General features: G+C 64.6%; 18 protein-coding genes and 1 other RNA gene. 9 read left to right on the top strand and 10 right to left on the bottom strand.

The genetic code is table 11. The features are described 5' to 3' along the window. Nucleotides 1-599, top strand: a 599-nt coding sequence (locus JKL45_RS15440; RefSeq protein WP_201862357.1) for a tRNA pseudouridine synthase A, incomplete at its 5' end; no start/stop codon positions are given. Here the strand turns inward: JKL45_RS15440 and JKL45_RS15435 are convergent. The 3 genes from JKL45_RS15435 to dapD all read right to left on the bottom strand — a co-directional run bounded on the left by JKL45_RS15435 (nt 591) and on the right by dapD (nt 3298). Further along, the gene (locus tag JKL45_RS15435; RefSeq protein ID WP_201862355.1) at nt 591-1181 is read right to left on the bottom strand and encodes a hypothetical protein; all 591 of its coding nucleotides are present in this window, start codon (nt 1179-1181) and stop codon (nt 591-593) included. The two genes, JKL45_RS15440 and JKL45_RS15435, sit on opposite strands and share 9 nt — an antisense overlap. 103 nt (nt 1182-1284) lie before the next feature. Beyond that, nucleotides 1285-2448 (bottom strand): succinyl-diaminopimelate desuccinylase, encoded by a 1164-nt coding sequence (gene dapE, locus JKL45_RS15430; protein ID WP_201862351.1) that lies wholly within the window; start codon nt 2446-2448, stop codon nt 1285-1287. Nucleotides 2449-2452: 4 nt separating this feature from the next. Then, nucleotides 2453-3298 (bottom strand): 2,3,4,5-tetrahydropyridine-2,6-dicarboxylate N-succinyltransferase, encoded by an 846-nt coding sequence (gene dapD / locus JKL45_RS15425; protein ID WP_201862349.1) that lies wholly within the window; start codon nt 3296-3298, stop codon nt 2453-2455. 153 nt (nt 3299-3451) lie between these two features. Here dapD and JKL45_RS15420 point away from each other — a divergent pair, with 153 nt between their 5' ends. Further along, nucleotides 3452-5038 (top strand): sensor histidine kinase, encoded by a 1587-nt coding sequence (locus JKL45_RS15420; RefSeq protein ID WP_201862347.1) that lies wholly within the window; start codon nt 3452-3454, stop codon nt 5036-5038. Between the two features lie 120 nt (nt 5039-5158). Here the strand turns inward: JKL45_RS15420 and recR are convergent, their stop codons facing one another. From recR to ffs, 4 genes are all read right to left on the bottom strand, one after another. Further along, nucleotides 5159-5764 carry a recombination mediator RecR gene (recR, locus tag JKL45_RS15415; protein WP_201862346.1) on the bottom strand — a complete coding sequence of 202 codons (606 nt, stop codon included), beginning with the start codon at nt 5762-5764 and terminating at the stop codon, nt 5159-5161. A gap of 7 nt (nt 5765-5771) precedes the next feature. Further along, nucleotides 5772-6092: a YbaB/EbfC family nucleoid-associated protein gene (locus JKL45_RS15410; protein WP_201862345.1), complete on the bottom strand. Its 321-nt coding sequence runs from the start codon at nt 6090-6092 to the stop codon at nt 5772-5774. Between the two features lie 15 nt (nt 6093-6107). After that, nucleotides 6108-7931 (bottom strand): DNA polymerase III subunit gamma/tau, encoded by a 1824-nt coding sequence (locus tag JKL45_RS15405; RefSeq protein ID WP_201862342.1) that lies wholly within the window; start codon nt 7929-7931, stop codon nt 6108-6110. A gap of 29 nt (nt 7932-7960) precedes the next feature. Then, nucleotides 7961-8057: signal recognition particle sRNA small type (gene ffs, locus JKL45_RS15400), an RNA gene on the bottom strand. A 163-nt stretch (nt 8058-8220) separates the two neighbouring features. On the opposite strand from ffs, the gene JKL45_RS15395 reads away from it, so the two are divergent. Both JKL45_RS15395 and nudC read left to right on the top strand, forming a co-directional pair. Further along, nucleotides 8221-8676 (top strand): HIT domain-containing protein, encoded by a 456-nt coding sequence (locus JKL45_RS15395; RefSeq protein WP_376771039.1) that lies wholly within the window; start codon nt 8221-8223, stop codon nt 8674-8676. Nucleotides 8677-8678: 2 nt separating this feature from the next. Next, a complete protein-coding gene (gene nudC / locus JKL45_RS15390) occupies nt 8679-9581 on the top strand; it encodes an NAD(+) diphosphatase (RefSeq protein WP_201862340.1) in 903 nt (300 codons plus the stop codon). An 857-nt stretch (nt 9582-10438) separates the two neighbouring features. On the opposite strand, the gene JKL45_RS15385 is transcribed toward nudC, so the two are convergent. Genes JKL45_RS15385 through JKL45_RS15375 form a run of 3 tightly spaced genes read right to left on the bottom strand, consistent with a single transcriptional unit; the run spans nt 10439 to nt 12578 of the window. Next, nucleotides 10439-10972 (bottom strand): GNAT family N-acetyltransferase, encoded by a 534-nt coding sequence (locus JKL45_RS15385; RefSeq protein WP_201862338.1) that lies wholly within the window; start codon nt 10970-10972, stop codon nt 10439-10441. After that, entirely contained in the window at nt 10969-11823 is an 855-nt protein-coding gene (locus tag JKL45_RS15380) for a prephenate dehydratase (RefSeq protein ID WP_210345780.1), read from the bottom strand. Before JKL45_RS15380 ends, JKL45_RS15385 begins: the two co-directional genes overlap by 4 nt. Continuing rightward, nucleotides 11820-12578, bottom strand: coding sequence for a 3-deoxy-manno-octulosonate cytidylyltransferase (locus JKL45_RS15375; protein ID WP_201862336.1), 759 nt, complete (start codon nt 12576-12578; stop codon nt 11820-11822). The genes JKL45_RS15380 and JKL45_RS15375 overlap by 4 nt, the downstream gene beginning before the upstream one ends. 274 nt (nt 12579-12852) lie before the next feature. Between JKL45_RS15375 and JKL45_RS15370 the strand changes: the two genes are divergently transcribed. The 5 genes from JKL45_RS15370 to JKL45_RS15350 all read left to right on the top strand — a co-directional run bounded on the left by JKL45_RS15370 (nt 12853) and on the right by JKL45_RS15350 (nt 18906). After that, entirely contained in the window at nt 12853-13530 is a 678-nt protein-coding gene (locus JKL45_RS15370) for a c-type cytochrome (protein WP_201862334.1), read from the top strand. Between the two features lie 152 nt (nt 13531-13682). Then, nucleotides 13683-15527, top strand: coding sequence for an extracellular solute-binding protein (locus tag JKL45_RS15365; protein WP_201862332.1), 1845 nt, complete (start codon nt 13683-13685; stop codon nt 15525-15527). Then, nucleotides 15524-17386, top strand: a complete 1863-nt coding sequence (locus JKL45_RS15360; RefSeq protein ID WP_201862326.1) for an extracellular solute-binding protein — start codon at nt 15524-15526, stop codon at nt 17384-17386. The genes JKL45_RS15365 and JKL45_RS15360 overlap by 4 nt, the downstream gene beginning before the upstream one ends. 39 nt (nt 17387-17425) lie before the next feature. Continuing rightward, nucleotides 17426-17794, top strand: coding sequence for a DUF4260 domain-containing protein (locus tag JKL45_RS15355; RefSeq protein ID WP_201862364.1), 369 nt, complete (start codon nt 17426-17428; stop codon nt 17792-17794). Continuing rightward, nucleotides 17794-18906: a microcin C ABC transporter permease YejB gene (locus JKL45_RS15350; protein ID WP_201862325.1), complete on the top strand. Its 1113-nt coding sequence runs from the start codon at nt 17794-17796 to the stop codon at nt 18904-18906. The genes JKL45_RS15355 and JKL45_RS15350 overlap by 1 nt, the downstream gene beginning before the upstream one ends. Nucleotide 18907: the final 1 nt, after the last annotated feature.

Here is an 18907-nt window from a genome sequence, read left to right as displayed (position 1 = left end):
CCGATTCAGGCGTTCACGCCACCCATCAGGTCGTGCATGTGGACCTGGAGAAGGAGTGGCGGCCGGATACGGTGCGGGACGCCACCAACTCCCACCTGAGGCCCGCACCTGTTGCGATCCTCTCGGCACAGATCGTGCCCGAGACGTTCAATGCCCGCATCTCCGCCCTGAAGCGCCATTACGTCTATCGCATCCTCAACCGGCGCGCGCCGCCGGCCCTCGAGGCGAGCCGGGTCTGGCACGTGGCGTGGGCGCTCGATGCGGATGTGATGCACGAGGCCGCGCAGATGCTGGTCGGGCGCCACGACTTCACCACGTTCAGGGCGGCCGAGTGCCAGGCCAACAGCCCGATCCGCACCCTCGACCGTCTCGACGTGGAGCGGATCGGCGACGAGATCCGCATCTCAGCCTCCGCCCGCTCGTTCCTGCACCATCAGGTGCGCTCGATGACGGGAACGCTGGAGCGGGCCGGCGCGGGGCGCTGGTCGGTGGAGGATGTGCGGGCGGCGCTGGAAGCACAGGACCGCAAGCGCTGCGGCCCCATGGCCCCGTCGACAGGCCTTTATCTGATTGGCGTCGACTACCCGGAGCTAACCTAGAAGGCCTCGCATCGCGGTGCTGACGAAGGCATTGAGCACGATGCCGAGGACGACGATGCCAAGCGCCGGCAGGCTCGAGAGGCCCAGCGTCGACTTGGTGGCGAACCATTGCAGCCGGACGATGATGATCGCAAAGGCGAGGCTGAAGAGGCTTGCGAGGCCGGGAGGCGCCCAGCCCAGCAGCATGAGCATGGCCGGAACCGAGAGCACCAGCATGCCGATGACGGAGATCCAGTTCGTGACGATCACGAAGGGCACATAGGCCTTCTCGATGCGAAGCCGGCGGGCGACCCAGATCATGGCGACCGGAAGCGCCAGGAAGCCCGCCACATGGCCGAGAGCGACGACGAGATCGAGCCAGACATTGTCCAGCAGCGACCGGTCGGGCTGGAGCAGACCGAGGCGCAGGCGCTCGAAGGCCAAGGAGACCACGTAGGCCGGAAGGGTCAGCCAGAGCGCCGTGAAGGAGTGCCAGAAGCCTCGCTCGCTCATGTCGAAGGACTTGAGCCCTTCCGCTCTGCTGTTGAGCAGGTCCAGGGTTCCCCTGAACGACCGATTGACCTCATCCGCCGTGACGATCATGAGCAGCCTCATCCTTGAAGACGGTTGCTCACGAAAATGGACGGACGTCCTCAAACGTTCCGCCCATATTCCGACTTTAGTCTAAATAGTCAGGCTTAAGCTTTCAGGATGTTGCGGCGAAATAGGCGTCGAGCACCTTGCGGTAAATCCCTGTCAGACGGTCCAGATCGGCCACCGGCACCCGCTCGTCGATCTGGTGCATGGTCTGACCCACGAGGCCGAACTCCACCACCGGGCAATCCTTCACAATAAAGCGAGCGTCCGACGTGCCACCGGTGGTGGACAGCTTCGGCTGAATTCCTGTCTCCGCCTCGATGGCATCGGCGATGAAGCTCACGAACGCGTTCGGCGGCGTCAGGAACGCGACCGCATTGGTTGGATCCATCGAGAGGCGATAGCGCACCGTATTTCCAGCGGCCTCGCGCAGGCGGCGGTCGATCTCCTCCTCCAGGCTTTGCGGAGTCCAGCGATCGTTGAACCGGATGTTGAAGGTGGCCCGTGCCTCGGCCGGGATGACGTTGGAGGCCGGATTGCCCACGTCGAGAGTGGTCACCTCCAAGTTCGAGGCATCGAAATGCTCCGTGCCGTGATCGAGCGGCCGGCTCAGAAGCCCTGAGATCAGGCGCAGCATGCCGGGGATCGGGTTGTCCGCCAAGTGCGGATAGGCCACGTGCCCCTGCTTGCCCTCGACGACGATGCGCCCGGTGAGCGATCCCCGCCGGCCGATCTTGATCATGTCACCAAGCTGGTTCGGGTTGGTGGGTTCGCCGAGGATGCAATGGTCGAAGCGCTCGCCGCGATCCTTCGCCCATTCAAGGAGCTTGACCGTACCGTTGACGGCCGGCCCCTCCTCATCGCCCGTGATGAGAAACCCGATGGAGCCCTTGAACGCGGGATTGTTGCGGATGAAATCGAGCGCCGCCGCCATCATGCAGGCGATGCCGCCCTTCATGTCGACCGCACCGCGCCCGTAGAGTTCGCCGCCCTGGATCTCGCCGCTGAACGGGTCATGCGTCCAGCGGTCCACATCACCCGGCGGCACGACATCGGTGTGACCGGCAAAGAGCAGGTAGGGCTCGCCTCGCCCAAACCGGGCATAGAGATTTTCCACGTCCGGCGTGCCGGGCTCGGAGAAGACCTGGCGATGAACCTCGAACCCCGCCTCCTTCAGCACGCCTTCGATGAAGGCCAACGCCCCACCCTCCTCCGGCGTCACGGAGGGGCAGCGGAGAAGCGATTGCGCGAGGAAGAGGGGCGAGTGCTCCATCGGATCAATCCCGCAACAGCTCGTTGATCCCAGTCTTGGCCCGCGTTTGCGCATCGACGCGCTTCACGATGACGGCGCAGTAGAGGGACGGGCCGGGCGTGCCGTCAGGGAGCGGCTTGCCGGGGAGCGAGCCGGGCACGACCACCGAATAGGGCGGCACGCGGCCCACAAAAACCTCGCCGGTGTTCCGGTCGATGATCTTGGTGGAGGCCGAGAGGAACACACCCATGGAGAGCACCGAGCCCTCGCCCACGATTACGCCTTCCACCACCTCGGAGCGGGCGCCGATGAAGCAGTTGTCCTCGATGATGGTGGGATTAGCCTGGAGCGGCTCCAGCACGCCGCCGATGCCGACGCCGCCCGAGAGATGCACGTTCTTGCCGATCTGGGCGCAGGAGCCCACCGTCGCCCAGGTGTCCACCATGGTATTCTCGTCCACATAGGCGCCGAGATTGACGAAGGACGGCATCAGCACGACGCCAGGCGCGATATAAGCGCCGCGGCGCACGGTGCAGTTCGGCACGGCGCGGAAGCCTGCGGCGCGGAAGCGGTTCTCGCCCCAGCCGGCGAACTTGGACGGCACCTTGTCCCACCAGGTGGCCTCGCCCGGCCCGCCGCCGATGACCTCCATGTCGTTGAGACGGAAGGAGAGCAGAACGGCCTTCTTCAGCCATTGATGCACCTGCCACTCGCCGCCGGCGTTCTTCTCGGCCACCCGGGCCTTGCCGTCGTCGAGAAGCCGCATGGCTTCTTCCACGGCCTCGCGCACGGCTCCCGTGGTGGAGGGGCTGACATTGGCCCGGTCTTCCCAGGCGGCGTCGATCGTTTGGGCGAGGTCAGTGGCGGACATGAGCGGCTCGGAGCAAGGGTTTCGTTGCCGCCTGATTAGCAACGGGGATCTGGCCTGTCACCTGATCTATGTTGTGGACACCCAGTCAGAGCCTGGCATAGGGTCCGGTCTGCACCCGTTTCGCCCACAGCCTCGGACCTGAGCTCCCGCCGTATGATCCCAGTCCGCGATATGCGCAGCGTTCTCTATGCCACGGCGATCCTCTTCGCCGTGGCGGTGATCGGGATCAGGGGGGCCTTCCTGTGGCTCGAGTACCGCAGCGCCCTCCATCGCGCCGAGGCTGCAACGCAGGATCTCGCCCTCCTGATGGAGGAATACGCCAAGCGGACGCTGGAGACGAGCGACCTCCTTATCAACGACATCATCGCCTATGTTCGCCTGAGAGGCGGTGTCGGCGCCTTGAGCGAAACTGCCGTCGCCAGCCAGTACCTCACCGAGTTGACGCAGAGATCCTCGGCCAGCGATCTGTTCCTGATCATCGACCGGGATGGCAATGCCGTTGGCGTGTCGACGCCACAGCCGGGGGCGCTGGCCAATTTCGCCGACCGATCCTGGTTCAAGGCCCATCGGGCCGGAGCGGAAACCTTCGTGGGCGGCGCCATCGTCGGACGGCTCACCAAGGAAATCCTCTATACCTATTCCCGGCGCATTCCCGACCTGAACGGCGACTTCGACGGAGTCGCGCAGGTGGCCCTGCGTCCGGCCTTCCTGCAGGAGATCTCACGCTCCGACAGCAACACGAGCAACATGATCCTCGGCATGTGGGGACGCGACGGGCGTGTGATCGCACGCACCGGCCTCGCGGCGAACCAGACCGACACGGGGGTCAGCCACACGGCCCTCTTCAACGAGATGGAAGGACAGCGCGGCGGAACCTATCGCGCCAGCGATATGGGCGACGGCATCGAGCGGATCATCTCCTTCCGCCGCCTGGAACGCTGGCCTGTCACCGTCACGGCCAGCGTGCCGGTGGCAACAGCCCTTGCCGCCTGGACGACCGGCTTCTACTGGAGCGCGGGCATCACGGCCCTGGTGCTGGTCGCTCTCTGCTGGCTCACCTGGATCGGGGTGCGCCTCAGCCACCAGACGGAAACCACCCAGAAGGAGTTGCGGCACGCCAATGACAATCTGGCGACCGCGTTGTCCGACAAGGTGATGCTGCTGCAGGAGATCCACCACCGGGTGAAGAACAACCTGCAGGTCACATCGAGCCTGCTGCAGATGCAGGCCCGCCGCTTCCCGGATCCGGGTGTGAAGTCGGCCTTTCAGGAGACGCAGGATCGTCTGCGCTCCATCGGGCTGATCCATGACATCCTTTATCGCAAGGACACGGGCGGCACGATCGACCTGCAGGATTATCTCGGTCGTCTCATCGTTGAACTATCGGCCACCTATGGGGCGGTGTCCCGTGGCATCGCCGTCGACCTCGAGGCCGAGCCGATCATGATCGATCTCGACCGTGGCACTCCTTTGGCGCTCGCCATTACGGAGGCAATTTCCAACGCGTTCAAGCATGCCTTCGGGCCGGGCGAAGGCGGGAGCATTCTCGTCTCTGCGCGCAGGATCGACGGCCGGATCGAGATCGTCGTGCGCGATACCGGCAAGGGCGTGTCGGGTGCACCGGAAAGCGACTCGTCGCTCGGCATGAAGCTCATCCGCTCCTTCGCGCAGCAGCTCGGAGGCCAGTTCAGCCTTACGGCCGATAACGGCACAGTGTTCCGGCTCGACATTCCGGCGTGAAATTTCTCACCGTCATGGCCGGGCTTGTCCCGGCCATCCCGATCATGTGAAGCGCCGCGCTATCTTAATCGAGATCACCGGCATGAGGCCGGTGATGACGTGAGAAGGTTGAGGCTTTTCTCAGAACGACGTGCGCTGGCGGATGGCGGCCGAGAGGGTGCCCTCGTCGAGGTAATCGAGCTCGCCGCCGACCGGCACGCCGTGGGCGAGCTTCGTCACCTTGACCGGCAGATGCGCGAGCAGCTCTGTGATGTAATGAGCCGTGGTCTGCCCATCGACCGTGGCGTTGAGCGCCAGGATCACTTCCACGACGCCGGGCTCCGACACGCGGGAGACGAGGCGCTCCAGGTTCAGGTGCTCGGGACGTATGCCGTCGAGCGGCGAGAGCACGCCGCCGAGCACGTGGTACTTGGCATTGACGGCGCCCGAGCGCTCCAGCGCCCAGAGATCGGATACATCCTCCACTACGACGAGGATCGACGGATCGCGCTTGGCATCCCGGCAGATGGTGCAGGGTTCCGACGTATCCACATTGCCGCAGGACGAGCACACCACGATGCGCTCGTTGGCGATGCGCATGGCATCGCTCAACGGGTTGAGCAGCGTCTCACGCTTCTTGATGAGATGGAGTGCCGCGCGCCGCGCAGAACGCGGCCCCAAACCCGGCAGACGGGCAAGGAGTTGGATCAGACGCTCGATCTCAGGTCCGGCAACGTGTTGAGCCATTGATGTCTCAGAACAGCTTCAGGCCGGGCGGCAGCGGGAGGCCCTTGGTAATGCCTTCCATGCGCTCTTGCGCGGCACGCTCGGCCTTGCCGCGAGCATCGTTCATGGCGGCCACGATGAGATCCTCGAGGATCTCCTTCTCGTCCGGGTTCATGAGCGAGGGGTCGATGTTGATCGACTTGAGGTTGCCCTTGCCGGTCACCTTCACGGTCACGACTCCGCCGCCGGCGGTGCCGTCGACTTCCAGGGTATCGAGCTCGGCCTGGGCGTCCTGCAGCTTCTGCTGCATCGCCTGAGCCTGCTTCATCAATCCCATGATGTCCTTCATGACCGCATCCTTGTTTTAAAACAGATCGTCGTCTTCCTCAGACTCGTGCGCGGCGGCCGCATCCTCTTCGCCGAGGATCTCGGTTTCAGCATCCTCGCCGGCCTTCTCGGAACGCTCGATCACGTTGACGATCTGCGCACCGGGGAACTTGGAGAGCACGGCCTGCACGAGGGGATGATTGGCCGCCCCCTCCTTGCGCTCGCGCTCGGCGGCAACCGCCTTTTCATGCAGAGTAGGAGCGCCTTCCTCGGAGGAGAGCGCCACCATCCAGCGCTCGCCGGTCCATTGCTGGAGGGCGCGGGTGAGATCGTTGGCGATGGTGCGGCTGCCGGTCTCGGTGAGGCTGAGCTCGATGCGGCCTTCCTCGAAGCGCACGAGGCGCACGTCGCGCTCCAGCGCCGCCTTCAAAACGATCTCGCGCTTCTCGCCGGCGAGCGCCACCACGTCCTCGAAACGGCGCAGGCGCATGGTCGGCTCTGCTTGAGCCGCCTGCGGGCGCGGTTGCGGCTGAGCCTGTGACGTGGCGAGCGCCATGTTGCCGGAAGTCGCCGGGCCGGATGGCCGCGAAGGCGCGGGAGCCGGGCCGCCCGACGGCAGCGGCGCACCGTCCTTGAGGGCGCGCAAGGCCTCATCGGGCGTCGGCAGATCGGCCGCATAAGCGAGGCGCACGAGCACCATTTCGGCGGCGGCAATCGGGCGGTTCGACGCCTGGACCTCGGGGATGCCCTTGAGCAGGATCTGCCAGGCGCGCGACAGGGTCCGGACGGAGAGCTTCCCGGCATAATCCATGCCACGGGCGCGCTCGATCTCGGAGAGCGCGGGGTCCTTGGCGGCCTCCGCGATCAGCTTGAGGCGGGTGACGATGTGCGAGAAGGCCGCGAGATCCGACAGGATCACGGCCGGATCCGCGCCGGCATCGTATTGTGAGCGCAGTCCCGCAAAAGCCGCCTGCACGTCGCCGCGCATGATGGCCTCGAACAGATCGATGACCTGACCGCGGTCGGCCAGCCCTAGCATGTCGCGCACGGTGTCGGGCGTGACCACGCCGGCGCCATGGGCGATGGCTTGGTCCATCAGCGACAGGGAATCGCGCGCCGAACCTTCCGCGGCGCGAGCGATGGCAGCCAACGCCTCCTGATCCGCCTGCACGCCCTCGGCGTCGCAGATGCGACCCAGATGGGAGACGAGCTTGTCCGCCTCGATGCGGCGCAGGTCGAAGCGCTGGCAGCGGGACAGGATCGTGACGGGCACTTTACGGATCTCGGTGGTGGCGAAGATGAACTTCGCGTGCGGCGGCGGCTCTTCAAGCGTCTTCAAGAAGGCGTTGAACGCCTTCTCCGAGAGCATGTGGACCTCGTCGATGATGTAGACCTTGTACCGGGCCGAGACCGGCGAGTAGCGGATGCCGTCGATGATCTGGCGCACATCGTCGATGCCGGTGTGCGACGCCGCGTCCATCTCCAGCACGTCCACGTGCCGCGATTCCATGATGGCTTCGCAATGGACGCCGAGTTCCGGCATGTGGATGGTGGGGGCGCCGGAGCCGTCGGGCTTCTGATAATTCAGGCCGCGGGCCAGGATGCGGGCCGTGGTGGTCTTGCCGACGCCACGAACGCCGGTGAGCATCCAGGCCTGTGGAATGCGGCCGGTCTCGAAGGCGTTCGACAGGGTGCGGACCATCGCCTCCTGGCCGATCAGGTCGTCGAAGGTGCGCGGGCGGTATTTGCGGGCAAGAACGCGGTAGGGCGAGGCCTTCGCGGCCGCCGGTGCGGGCGCGGCGGGGAAGCCCGGCAGGGCCGGCTCGTCGTTCAGGGGCGTGCCGGCTGTGGTATCGTCCATCGACTGCAAGGCTTTGGAGAATCTTATGAGGTGGGAGGCTGGACGAAGACCCGTTCGGTCTCGTTAGGGCTGCTTCCTTCCGGACCTGACCCGGTTGGCGAGTGAGACGTCCCTCGCCAACCTCCCACCGGCTATATGAGGGCATCGGCCCCGAAACGCAAGTTGGAAACAGTTATCCAGAGGCTGTCGTCCCGGGGCTGCGCAGCAGAACCCGAGATCGCTTGACGAAGATGGCACTTTGTTCTGCCCACGATCCCGGATCTCCGCTTCGCTTCGTCCGGGATGACGAATGACCGATGCTGACACGGTGCCGCAGGCTCGGTTACATAGCCTCATGACATTCCAGCTCGATTCCCGGCTCGCTGCCGACACGATCCCGGTCGGCGACCTCGCCCTCTCCTCGGTTCTGCTGCTGAACGACGCACGCTTTCCCTGGTTCGTCCTCGTGCCCCGCGTCGTGGGGGTGAGCGAGCTGACGGATCTCTCCGAGGAGCAATCAGCCCAGCTGATGCAGGAGATCCGCATCGCCACGGGGGTGATGCTGGAGCTCTCGAAACCCGACAAGGTGAATGTGGGGGCGCTGGGCAATATCGTGACACAGCTTCATGTCCATGTGATCGGGCGCTTCCGCTCCGATCCGGCCTGGCCCGGCCCCGTCTGGGGGCACGGCGCCCGGACCCCCTACCCTCCTCACGCGGCCTCCGCCCTGATCGAGCGCGCCGCCACTCTTTTCGCGGCGGCCTGACCATGACCCGACCCATCGCCTACATCACGAATTCGCTCGTGCGCCACAGCGCGGAACGGGACCCGGAGGCGATCACCAATGCGGTGGCCAATCCCTGGACCGCCATGGTCGTTCTGGCAGGCGACCTGCCGATCCTGCGGAAAGGCGAACCGGGAACGTGTCTCCTGACCGCCGAGATCCTGGGGCGTCTTCCCGCCCATCAGGAGCAGGTGTTTCTCGGCACCCTGAACGATCGCCCCGTTGTGGCAACCCTGGTCGCCCCCGAGGCAGCCGAGCTGTTCCAGGACGATCCGGTCTTCACGGCCGTCGACCTGCGCTCCATTGCAGTGCGCGGCCTCGTGCCGGAAGAAGAGCTCGGGATGCTCGCCATGGCGAAATCCCTGCTCGACTGGCACCGCCGCCACCGCTTCTGCGCCAATTGCGGTGCGCCGACGCAACCCGCCCAAGCCGGATTCCGGCGCGACTGCGCCGCCTGCGGCGCCCAGCATTTTCCGCGCACCGATCCGGTTGTCATCATGCTCGTCACCCGCGGCGACAAATGCCTCATGGGCCGCCAGCCGCGCTTTCCGGAAAAGATGTATTCCTGCCTCGCTGGCTTCCTGGAGCAGGGCGAGACCATCGAGGATGCCGTGCGTCGGGAAACTTTCGAGGAGGCCGGCATCCGGGTAGGCTCCGTGCGCTACCTCGCCTCCCAGCCCTGGCCCTTCCCGTCGAACGTCATGATCGGCTGCATCGGCGAAGCGCTGACCGACGACATCGCCTTCGACGGCGAGGAGCTTGAGGACGCCCGCTGGTTCACCAAGGACGACATCCGGCGCATGCTCGACGGCACCCACGAGGATTTCCTGGCGCCTGCTCCGATCGCGATCGCGAACCACCTCATCCGGGAATGGGTGAAGGAGTAGGCGAGATCGGCCCTGACGCTGGAATGTCATCCCGGATGCAGCGAAGCGGAGATCCGGGATCGTAGGCAGGCTGGAGCGCGGGACGCTCAACACTGTAATCCCCGCGCAGGCGGGGATCCATAAACGCGACGTCTCAAGACCAAACGATCAGCGTCACACTCTTTTCTGCACCGTCGTGGTTATGGATCCTGGGCTCTGCTGCGCAGCCCCGGGATGACAGGGCTGGGCTGGTTTACGCGATCCCGGATCTGCGCTGCGCTTCGTCCGGGATGACGCGGGTGGAGTGTCAAAGTGCCAGCGCCTTCGGGCCTGAGGCCGGGTGGCCTCAAGCCGTCAGGTCAATCGAGGGTGGCGTGGTGGGCAGCCCGGCTCGATGTGATGGTGAGAAGTGAGAGCCAGACTGCTTATCACGCGCGGTTTGTTTCAGCGGACCTGGAGGCATGCCAGATCGGCCCCCTGCGATCACAGGCGTGCGAGGCCTGCGGCAGGACCGCTCCCCGTCCCACTCTTGCGACGCCTCGCGAGCGCGCCCCTCATTGGACGAGGATGTCCCTAGTTATAGCCGAGCTTAGGAGAATTGTCAAGAACAAAATGAGAACATCAATCATGACAGCCACTGTCATTCCAGAGCGAGCGGTAGCGAGAGCCCGAAATCCATAACCACGACGTCCCAGGAAAGGTGATGAGCCTAGCAGCCCTTTCTGCACCGTCAGCGGTTATGGGTTCCCGGCTCGCCTTTGGCGCCCCGGAATGACGGTGAGCGTGTCAGTCTCGGTGGTACGTCTTCAACCGGTGCAAAGACGTGGATCCCCTTTCCGCCCTCACGGCCGCCGGGGATGACACGGGGCAGCGCGGATTCAATCCAGTGAAGCGAGTTCGAAACGATACGCAATCTCGGTGACCATCTGGCCGCGCAGGTCGAAGGATTGCTCGGGCCCGGCTATTCCGCCCAATGCCTCATAGAAGCGGCGGGCCTCAAGGTTGTCCTTCAGAACCCACAGGCCGACCGAACGAAGATTGTGGGCGGCGAGATGATGGAACACACCGGCCATGAGCTTGCGGCCGATGCCCTGCCGCTTGACCCTGTCGAGCAGGTAGATCGCGAAAATCTCGGCCTCGGACGCGAGCAACTCGGCACCCTTGCCCCGGATCGGCCCGCCGCGAATGAAACCGACGATCTCGCCGTCATTGGTTTCAGCCACCAGAAGCCTGGCGCGAGGCTCCGGCTCGGCCAGAGCCCTTCGCCACATCTGCATCCGTTCCTCGACGGAGAGGCCCACGAGGGCATCCGGTCTGAGGAAATCCTTGTAGGACTCGCGCCAGCCCTGGACGTGAGCCTTTGCGATCCCTTCCACATCGGCCTCAACGGCATCGCGGATGCGGATCCTCACTCCGCCGCTTCCTTGATCTTCTCCCGGAACGGATCGGCCGGGTAGACGCCCAGGATCCGCAGTTCGCGGGAGAAGAAGTCCAGCTCCTCGAGCGCCCGCTTGAGGTTCGCGTCCTCCGGATGGCCATCCACCTCGGCATAGAACTGCGTTGCCAGGAACTCGCCTTCGAGCATGTAACTCTCGAGCTTGGACATGTTGATGCCGTTGGTGGCAAAGCCGCCCAGCGCCTTGTAGAGGGCTGCCGGCAGGTTGCGCACCCGGAACACGAAGGAAGTGACGGTGGGCCCATTGCCGGCAGGCGCCCATTGCGGCGTCTTAGACAGGATGACGAAGCGGGTGGTGTTGTGCGCCTCGTCCTCCACGTTCTCGGCCAGGATCTTCAGGCCGTAGATGTCGGCCGCCATACGGGGCGAGAGGGACGCCCGCGTCGGATCCTTCCATTCGGAGACTTCGCGCGCGGAGCCTGCGGTGTCGCCGGCCACATGGGCCTTCAAGCCCAGCTTGCGGATGATCTTGCGGCACTGGCCGAGCGCATGGACGTGGCTGTAGACGTTCTTGACGGTGCCGAGATTGGCCTCAGGGACAGCCATGAGATGAAAATGGATCGGCAGGAAATGCTCGCCGATGATGTGCAGCCCCGAGGTCGGCAGCAGATGGTGGATGTCGGCCACGCGGCCTGCAATCGAGTTCTCGATCGGGATCATGGCGAGGCCTGCCGGGCCCTCGTTCACGGCGGCGAAGGCGTCCTCGAAGGTCGGGCACGGCAGCGCCTCCCAGTCGGGACGCGCCTGCGCGCAGGCTGTGTGCGAATTGGCGCCCAGCTCGCCCTGGAACGAAATCAGCTTGCTCATGATGTCCTCCGAGTCGCATTAGCCTTGGCCGCGATGATCTCGCGGGCTCTTTCCAGATCGTGAGGGGTATCGACCCCGAGAGGCACGTCGTCGACCAGGACGGCATCGATGCGCATGCCGGCCTCCAGGGCGCGCAGCTGCTCCAGCTTCTCGCGAAGCTCCAGGGGTGACGGCGGCAGATCGATGAACCGCTTGAGCGCCTTGCGGCGGTAAGCGTAGAGGCCGATGTGATGATAGAGCGGGCCATCGCCGTAAGGCGCGGTCGCCCGGGTGAAGTAGAGCGCCCGGAAGCGACCTGGCGAAACCTCGCTTCCCACCATCTTGACCACGTTGGGATTGGTTCTCTCCTCGTCGCGCCGGATGATGGCCACGAGGGTAGCCAGATCGACCTGCGGATCCGAGAGCGGAGAGATCGAGGCCGCGATGGCCGCAGGATCGACCGTCGGCAGGTCGCCCTGCACGTTCACGATCACGTCGTGCCGACCTTCCGGGTCGAGCTTTTCCACAGCCTCGAAGATGCGGTCGGAGCCGGACGGATGATCGGCCCGAGTCATGACCGCCTGTCCGCCGGCCCGCGTCACGGCCTCGGCCACCTCGGGCGCGTCGGTCGCCACGGCGACCGGCCCGATTCCCGCTTCCATCGCCCGGCGCCACACGTGGACGATCATGGGCTCGCCGGCGATGTCCGCCAGCGGCTTGTTGGGCAGTCGTGTCGCGGCCATGCGGGCCGGGATGAGGACGAGAGGGTCGGACATGGCGCGATCTTCAGGGACGAAAGGTTCGAGCGTCCTTAGCAAGGCGGGTCCTGTTTGTCATGGGTGCGTGCGGCACTCCATTCAGGGACCTCGGGGCGCCCAAATTCGTTGCACCCCCGAACTGCGACCACGAGAACGGCGAAAACTCCCGGAAACCCCATTGTCAAACCCCCATGACAACGGCTAAGCAACGCCCCGACGCGGGCACCCGCCCGCGGATCTTTTCTGCTGCGCTGGTTTCGCCGCTTGTCCGAAGGCGAGGAGAGCCTCATTCATGAATATCGAGACCAATAAGATTGCGGGTGCCGTTTTCGCCTCGCTTCTTTTCGTGGTCGGCGTCAACGTCATCGCCGGCGGCCTGTTCTCCCCCCATAAGCCCGCCGTGCCGGGTTACGACCTTCCGGCGCCGGAAGAAGGCGCTGCCGCTGGTGCAGGGGGGGCAGCCGCTCCGGCCGAGCCGCTTCCCGTTCTTCTCGCCAGCGCCGATGTCGCCAAGGGTCAGGCCGCTGCCAAGAAGTGCGCCTCCTGCCACACCTTCGAGGACGGCGGACCCAACAAGGTCGGGCCGAATCTCCATGGCGTCGCCGGACGTCCTGTAGCCTCCCACGCGGGCTTCAACTACTCGGCGGCCCTCAAGGGCAAGGGCGGCGAGTGGAATTACGAGGCTCTGAACGCCTTCATCCAGAACCCCAAGCAGGCCGTTCCCGGCACCATCATGGCCTTCGCCGGTATCGCCCAGGCCAAGGAGCGGGCCGACCTCATCGCCTACCTGAAGTCGGTTTCCCCGAGCGCTCCTCCGTTCCCCGAGGCATCCGCTGCGGCAACGCCAGCAGCGGCACCGGCCGCCGGAGGAGCTCCCGCCGCACCTGCCGGGGCAGCGCCCGCCGCGGCTCCTGCAGCAGCTCCCGCCGGAGGAGCGCCTGCTGCTCCTGCCGCTCCCGCGGCCCAGTAAAGCGCATCACTTTCACATTCGAGAGAGCCGGGCCAAAAGCCCGGCTTTTTCTTTTGTGCCGCCTCCCCTTTCATGCGTTGTCCCTTGCGCTCGCCCTGCTGCGCCCAAAAATGTAGCTAACAACAGACGCCTCACCATTCAGGAGACGCCTTGTGATCCGTACCCTTCTGCCGAGCTTTCTGGCTGCCTGCCTCGCCCTCAGCCCCCTCGCAGCTCAGGAAGCCCCGTGGCGGCACGGATCGGTTCTGCTCGACGAGCCGAAATACCCGGCAGGCTTCAAGCATTTCGACTACGTGAACCCGAATGCTCCGAAGGGCGGGCTGGTGCGCCTCGGCGCCCAGGGCACTTTCGACAGCTTCAACATCGTGGTGGCCGGCGTGAAGGGATCCCCCGAACAGGGGCTGGGCCTCGTCTATGAGGCCTTGACCACCTCCGCCCTCGACGAGCCCAACTCGTCCTATGGCCTCCTGGCCGAGGCCTTTTCCTACCCGGAGGATTACTCCACCGTCACCTTCCGTCTGCGTCCGGAGGCGCGATGGCACGATGGACAGCCTGTGACGGCCGATGACGTGATCTTCTCCTTCGAGGCTTTGAAGGCCAACAGCCCCACTTATGCCTTCTACTATGCCAATGTGACGAAGGCCGAGAAGCTGGGCGACCGGGAGGTGAAATTCACCTTTGACGAGAAGGGCAATCGCGAGCTGCCGCAGATCATGGGGCAGCTCATCGTCCTGCCCAAGCATTGGTGGGAGGGCACCGCGCCGGATGGGCGCAAGCGCGACATCACGCAGACGACACTCGAGCCGCCGCTGGGCTCCGGCCCCTATCGTCTCAAGAGCTTCGAGGCGGGCCGCACCGCATCCTACGAACGCGTGAAGGATCATTGGGGCGCAAACCTCAATGTGAATATCGGCGAGAACAATTTCGACGAGATCCGCTTTGAGTATTACCGCGATGCGACGGTGCTGCTCGAAGCCTTCAAGGGCGACCGCATCGACTTCCGCTCCGAGAACAGCGCCCGCAACTGGGCCGTCGGTTATGACTTTCCGGCGCGCCAGGAAGGGCGCGTGATCCGTGAGGAGTTCCCGATCCGCGCCAGCGGCCGGATGCAGGCTTTCGTGCTCAATCTCAGGCGCGACCAGTTCAAGGACCAGCGTGTCCGCCGGGCTCTCAACCTCGCCTTCCCGTTCGAGGAGCTGAACAAGACGATCTTCTACGGGCTCTATGAGCGGCCTTCGAGCTACTTCCACGGGCTCGACCTCGCGTCCTCCGGACTGCCCGAAGGCAAGGAGCTGGAAATCCTCGAATCCGTGCGCGACAAGGTGCCTCCATCGGTCTTCACGACGCCCTACAAGAACCCGGTCAACGATTCTCCCGAAGCGATCCGCAGCAACCTGCGCGAGGCCGACCGCCTGCTGAAGGAAGCGGGTTGGGATGTGAAGGGCGGCCGTCGCGTCAACGCCAAGGGTGAGGTTTTCAGCGTCGAACTTCTCGGCAGCAGCCCCAACGACGAGCGCATCTTCCTGCCCTATGCGGACGTTCTCAAGCGGCTCGGCATCGCCGCCAGCGTGCGCGCCGTGGACGACGTTCAGGAGACCAACCGCACCCGCGCCTTCGACTTTGACATCACCACGGGCCTGTGGCCTCAGTCGTCGTCGCCCGGCAATGAGCAGCGTGACTTCTGGGGCTCGCAGGCTGCAAGCCGCGAAGGCTCTCAGAACCTCGCCGGCATTGCGGACCCCGGTGTCGATGCGCTCATCGACCGCGTGATCTTCGCCAAGGATCGCGACGAACTCGTCGCCGCCACGAAGGCGCTCGACCGCGTGCTACTGGCCCATGACTACGTGGTTCCGCAATGGACATCGCTCAAGCAGCGCACGGCCCGCTGGGACCGCTACAGCCATCCCGAGAACATGCCGAGATATGGCGGTGCCGCCTTCCCGACCATCTGGTGGTACGATCAGGCCAAGGCCGCCAAGACGGGAGCGCCGCGATGAGAGAGTTCAGCCGCCGACGCGTTCTTCAGACGGGGGTGGCAAGTGCCGCTCTGTCTGTGCTTCCCAGGGTTGGATCTGCGCAGGAAGGAGAAGTCGAAACACACGGCCTCTCCAGCTTCGGCGAGTTGAAATACGCGCCCGACTTCAAGCATTTCGCCTACGTGAACCCGGCGGCTCCGAAAGGCGGCACGCTGGCGATCCAGATCAAGCAGACCTATGGCAACCAGAACTTCGACACGTTCAACACGCTGAACACCTTCGTGCTGCGGGGCGACGGCGCCGCCGGCATGGCCAGCACCTTCGACAGCCTGATGGTGGGATCCGGCGACGAGCCGGATGCGCTCTACGGCCTCGTGGCGAAGAGCGTGCGCATCTCGGACGACAAGCTGACTTATCGCTTCGTCCTACGCCCGGAAGCGCGCTTCCATGACGGCTCGCGGCTGACCGCGAAGGATGCGGCGTTTTCTCTGAATATCCTCAAGACCAAGGGGCACCCGCTCTACTCCCAGCTCCTGACGCAGATGGCTTCGGCCGAAGCGGAATCGGACGAGATCCTGCGCGTGCAGTTCACGCCGCAGCGCAGCCGCGATTTGCATCTGGTCATCGCCGGACTGCCGATCCTCTCCGAGCGCTACTGGCAAGGCAAGGATTTCGAGGCCTCGACGCTCGAAGCGCCGCTCGGCTCCGGCCCATACAAGGTCGGGCGGTTCGAGGTCGGGCGCTTCATCGAGTTCGACCGCGTACCCGACTATTGGGCCAAGGACCTGCCGGTGAATGTGGGGCAGAACAATTTCGAACATATCCGCTACGAGTATTTCCGCGACCGCACGGTGGCGTTCGAGGCCTTCAAGAACGGAACTCTGAACTACAACGAGGAATACACGTCCCGCATCTGGTCGACGGGCTATGACTTTCCGGCGGTGCGCGAAGGCCGCGTGAAGAAGGAAGAGATCGAGAGCGGCGCTCCCTCCACCATCCAGGGCTGGTACTTCAACATGCGCCGCGATGCCTTCAAGGATCCGCGCATCCGCCAAGCCATCGGACTTGCCTTCGATTTCGAATGGACGAACGCCAACATCATGTTCGGCTTGTTCAAGCGTACAGGCTCGTTCTTCGAGAACAGCGACATGAAGGCCGTGGGCAAACCCTCCCCGGAAGAACTCGCTCTTCTCGAGCCGTTTCGCGACAAGCTGCCGGCTTCGGTGTTCGAAGAGCCTCCGGTGCCGCCCGTCTCCGATGGCTCGGGCCAGGACCGGCGTCTCCTGCGTCGCGCGGACGAGTTGCTGCGCGAGGCCGGGTGCAAGCGCGACGGGGGCGTGCTCAAGCTGCCGAACGGTCAGCCGTTTCGCATCGAGTTCCTGGACTTCCAGCCCTCGCTCCAGCCTCACACCCAGCCCTTCCAGGCCAATCTGAAGCGGCTCGGCATCGATGCCTCCTCGCGCATCGTGGACGCGGCCCAGTATCAGCGGCGGATGGAGGAATACGATTTCGACATGGCGAGCCGGAACCTGAGCGGCTCCTCGACGCCTGGCGACAGCCTGCGGCTAGTGTACGGCTCGGCTGCGGGACAGCGCCCCGGCTCTCAGAACATCGCCGGGATCAACGATCCGGCCGTCGATGCGCTGATCGAGACCATTGCCAATGCCAAGTCGCGCCAGGAACTCACCATCGCGGCCCGCGCCCTGGACCGGGTTCTCCGTTCGGGCCATTATTGGGTGCCCATGTGGTACAGGGCCAGCGAATGGCTCGCCTATTGGGACCAGTTTTCGCGCCCCGCCACGAAGCCGAAGCTCAGCTCTGGCGCACCGGGAACCTGGTGGTACGATGCCGAGAAGGCGAAGAGGATCGGGCGAGGATAAGGCTTGGATACAGTTGCTGCGACACGCCATGAAGCGGACATGCCGCGCCTGCTCTTGCGCCTTGAGGGCTTGGCCCTCTTCATCCTGGCCACCTGGGCCTTCGCCTCTACCGGCCTCTCCTGGTGGCTCTATGCCGTTCTTTTCCTCAGCCCCGACCTGAGCTTTGCAGGTTACTTGGCCGGTCCCCGGCTCGGGGCGGTGGCGTACAATGCCCTGCACTCCACCCTCGGGCCTGCGCTCCTCGCAGGGCTTGGTCTTTTCCTCGATCACTCTATGCTGCTCGGGATCGCTGCCATCTGGGCGGCGCATATCGGGTTCGACCGCATGTTGGGATACGGCTTGAAATATATGTCCAGCTTCAACGACACCCATCTCGGCCGCATCGGCCGGCAAGCAGCAGGCGCTTGATGCTGGCCTATATTGCGCGTCGCGTTCTTCTCATGATCCCCACCATCCTGGGGATCATGCTCATCTCCTTCGTGCTCGTGCAGTTCGCCCCCGGCGGCCCTGTGGAGCGCATCATCGCCCAGCTTCAGGGCCAGGATTCCGGCGCGACCTCGCGCATCTCCGGCGGAGGCGGCGATATGGCCGGCGGAGGTCAATCCCCCGGCGGAGGCGCGGGCGATGCCTCCTCGTCCCGGTATCGCGGTGCGCAGGGGCTGGACCCGCAATTCATCAAGCAGCTCGAGACGCAGTTCGGCTTCGACAAGCCCGCCCATGAGCGCTTTCTCAAGATGATCTGGGATTACGCGCGCTTCGATTTCGGCAAGAGCTACTTCCGCGACATCTCCGTGCTGGAGCTCATCAAGGAGAAGCTCCCGGTCTCGATCAGCCTCGGCCTCTGGATGACGCTGCTGTCCTACGCCATCTCGATTCCGCTCGGCATCAAGAAAGCGGTGCGGGACGGCTCCACCTTCGACATCTGGACCTCGGCCATCGTCATCATCGGCTATGCGATCCCGGGTTTTCTTTTCGCGATCCTGCTGATCGTGCTCTTTGCCGGCGGCTCGTTCTGGCAGTTTTTCCCGCTGCGCGGCCTGACATCCGAGAACTGGGCCTTGATGCCGTGGTACTGGCAGATTGCGGACTACTTCTGGCACCTCGTTCTGCCCATCACGGCCATGGCGCTCGGGGCTTTCGCCACCTCGACCCTGCTCACGAAGAACTCCTTCCTCGACGAGATCCGCAAGCAATATGTGCTCACCGCGCGCATGAAGGGCCTGTCCGAGCGGCAGGTGCTCTACGGCCACGTGTTCCGGAATGCGATGCTCATCGTGATCGCGGGCTTTCCCGGTGCTTTCATCGGGGCGTTCTTCGCCGGCGCGCTCCTCATCGAGACAATCTTTTCGCTCGATGGTCTGGGGCTCCTCTCCTTCGAATCCATCGTGAACCGCGACTATCCAGTGGTCTTCGCCAACCTCTACATCTTCTCGCTGGTCGGCCTCGCGGTGAACCTCGTGTCCGACCTCACCTATACCTGGATCGATCCACGGATCGATTTCGAGACCCGGGAGGCGTGAG

Source organism: Microvirga soli (assembly GCF_016734765.1).
In the GTDB taxonomy this organism is placed as follows: domain Bacteria; phylum Pseudomonadota; class Alphaproteobacteria; order Rhizobiales; family Beijerinckiaceae; genus Microvirga; species Microvirga soli.
Note: the sequence above shows the minus strand (reverse complement) of the source record. Positions and strands in the feature narration are given on the sequence as shown.